Here is a 3,234-nt window from a genome sequence, read left to right as displayed (position 1 = left end):
AGGATGATGACGACGAGGTCTACAGCCCCGTCGTCATCCGCACGAAGGTGTTCGCGGCATCCCCGATGACGGTCGATGACGCGCTCTACAACATGGAGCTCGTCGGTCACGACTTCTACCTGTTCATCGACAGTGAGAGTCACCGGCCGAGCGTCGTCTACCGCCGCAAGGGCTGGGACTACGGCGTCATCGGCCTCGACGAGCACCAGGACGATGACGCGGAGTTCGCCGCGAGCGCAAAGGCGGGTGCCCGCCGATAGGGCTGTGCACAGTTTCGTGACCCCGAGCGTTGGTAGCATTACCGCTGGTAACAATCGGGTCACGAGGCTGTGCCCTGACCGTCGACAGTTGTGGAGTTTCAGGTGGCCAACGTTCTCGAGCGCGCACTCCGTGTAGGTGAGGGGCGACTTCTTCGCAGGCTGAAGAACTATGCAGAGGCGGTCAACCACCTCGAAGACGACTTCCGCCAGCTCTCCGACGACGAGCTTCGTCACGAGACCGTCGAGCTGCGCGAGCGCTACGCCGCCGGCGAGTCGCTGGATGACCTGCTGCCAGAGGCGTTCGCCGCCGTTCGCGAGGCGGCAAGCCGCACCCTCGGCATGCGTCACTTCGACGTGCAGGTCATGGGTGGGGCCAACCTTCACCTCGGCAACATCTCCGAGATGAAGACCGGTGAGGGCAAGACCCTTGTCGCCACGCTTCCCGCCTACCTCAACGCCATCGCCAGCCGCGGCGTGCACATCATCACGGTCAACGACTACCTCGCGAGCTACCAGTCAGAGCTCATGGGCCGCGTGTTCCGCGCTCTCGGCATGACCACGGGCGTCATCCTCTCCGGCCAGACGCCGGAGGAGCGCCGCCAGCAGTACGCGGCCGACATCACCTACGGCACGAACAACGAGTTCGGCTTCGACTACCTTCGCGACAACATGGCCTGGCAGGCACAGGACATGGTGCAGCGCGGCCACTACTACGCGATCGTCGACGAGGTCGACTCGATCCTCATCGACGAGGCCCGCACCCCGCTCATCATCTCCGGCCCGGCCTCTGGCGAGGCCAACCGCTGGTTCGCCGAGTTCGCGAACCTCGCGACGAAGCTCATCGACGGCGTCGACTACGAGGTCGACGAGAAGAAGCGCACCGTCGGCGTGCTCGAGCCAGGCATCGAGAAGGTCGAGGACTACCTCGGCATCGACAACCTCTACGAGTCGGCCAACACCCCGCTCATCTCCTTCCTCAACAACTCGATCAAGGCGATGGCCCTGTTCAAGAAGGACAAGGACTACGTCGTCATGAACGGCGAGGTGCTGATCGTCGACGAGCACACCGGCCGCATCCTCATGGGCCGCCGCTACAACGAGGGCATCCACCAGGCGATCGAGGCGAAGGAGGGCGTGACCGTCAAGGCAGAGAACCAGACCCTCGCCACGGTCACGCTGCAGAACTACTTCCGCCTCTACAAGAAGCTCAGCGGCATGACCGGTACGGCAGAGACAGAGGCCGCCGAGTTCATGGCGACCTACAAGCTCGGTGTTGTCGCCATCCCGACCAACAAGCCCATGCTGCGCAAAGACCAGCCCGACCTCATCTACAAGAGCGAGAAGTCGAGGTTCGAGCAGGTCGTCGAAGACGTCGTGCGTCGCCACGCGACCGGCCAGCCGGTTCTCGTGGGAACCACGAGCGTCGAGAAGAGCGAGCTGCTCTCGAAGATGCTCGCGCGCCGCGGCGTGAAGCACGAGGTGCTCAACGCGAAGAACCACGCGCGGGAGGCGGCGATCGTCGCCCAGGCCGGTCGCCTCGGCGCCGTCACCGTCGCCACCAACATGGCCGGCCGTGGCACCGACGTCATGCTCGGCGGCAACGCCGAGTTCCTTGCGACCTCCACCCTCAACAACCAGGGCCTCAGCCCGGTCGAGACTCCGGAGGAGTACGAGGCCGCGTGGGACAAGGTTTACGAGCAGGTCAAGGCAGAGGTCGAGCAGGAGGCCAAGAAGGTCACCGACGTCGGCGGGCTCTATGTGCTCGGCACCGAGCGCCACGAGTCGCGCCGCATCGACAACCAGCTGCGCGGTCGCTCCGGCCGCCAGGGCGACCCGGGCGAGAGCCGCTTCTACCTCTCGCTGCAAGACGACCTCATGCGCCTGTTCAACAGCGGCGCAGCCGAGGCCCTCATGGGCCGCTCGCCCGACGACCTCGCGATCGAGTCGAAGACGGTCTCCCGTGCCATCCGCAGCGCGCAGGCGCAGGTCGAGGCGCGCAACGCCGAGATCCGCAAGAACGTGCTCAAGTACGACGACGTGCTCAACCGCCAGCGCGAGGCGATCTACAGCGACCGCCGCCACATCCTCGAGGGTGACGACCTGCAAGACCGGGTCGCCAAGTTCCTCACCGATGTCATCACCGAGATCGTCGACGTGCACACCGCAGAGGGCCACAGCGACGACTGGGACTTCGACGCCCTGTGGAGCGAGCTCAAGACGATCTACCCGATCTCGATCACGGTCGACGAGGTGCTGACCGAGGCGGGCAGCCGCGGCCGCGTGACCGACAAGTTCCTGCGCGAGGAGATCCTCTCGGATGCCCGCGTCGCCTACCAGGCGCGCGAGGCCTCGCTCGGCGAGCAGGCCATGCGCGAGCTCGAGCGCCGCGTCGTGCTGAGCGTCGTCGACCGCCGCTGGCGCGACCACCTCTATGAGATGGACTACCTGAAAGACGGCATCGGCCTGCGCGCGATGGCGCAGCGCGACCCGCTCGTCGAGTACCAGCGCGAGGGCTTCGCCCTCTACCAGCAGATGATGGGCTCGATCCGCGAGGAGACGGTCGGGTTCCTCTTCAACCTCGAGGTCGAGGTCACGAACGGCGCCAACGTGGCCGCCCGTGGGCTCGCCCAGCCGCAGGCTCCGGCCAACGCGCTCAGCTACTCCGCTCCCTCAGAGGATGCCTCTGGCGGCGTCGAGGTACGCAACCAGCGCGGCCAGCTCGAGCAGGCCGCAACGGCCCGCGCGCAGCAGGCTGCGGCTGCAGCGGCTCCTCCGCTGCAGGGTGGCGCTCCGGCAGCCGCCGGTGGCTCTGGTGTCGGCGCATTCGGCCAGAAGACGAACCCGGATGCCGCGGCAGCACCGCAGAACCGCGCGCAGCGTCGAGCACAGGAGAAGCGCGGCCGCTAGCCCGTTTCTCGCCGCAGCTCCAGCTACGACCTCGGGGGGGGGGGGGGGGGGGGGGGGGGGGGGGGGG

2 protein-coding genes are annotated in these 3,234 nt (G+C 66.7%); both read left to right on the top strand.

What is annotated here, in order from left to right; all coding sequences use genetic code 11:
* The coding region (locus tag AC14A7_RS03765; RefSeq protein WP_484006550.1) for a sigma 54 modulation/S30EA ribosomal C-terminal domain-containing protein at positions 1–260 on the top strand (260 nt) is incomplete at its 5' end.
* Between the two features lie 102 nt (positions 261–362).
* Complete coding sequence (gene secA / locus AC14A7_RS03760) at positions 363–3,167, top strand: preprotein translocase subunit SecA (protein WP_484006549.1); 2,805 nt, start codon at positions 363–365, stop codon at positions 3,165–3,167.
* The last annotated feature ends 67 nt before the right edge of the window (positions 3,168–3,234 follow it).

Source organism: Conyzicola sp., assembly GCF_057073975.1.
Note: the sequence above shows the minus strand (reverse complement) of the source record. Positions and strands in the feature narration are given on the sequence as shown.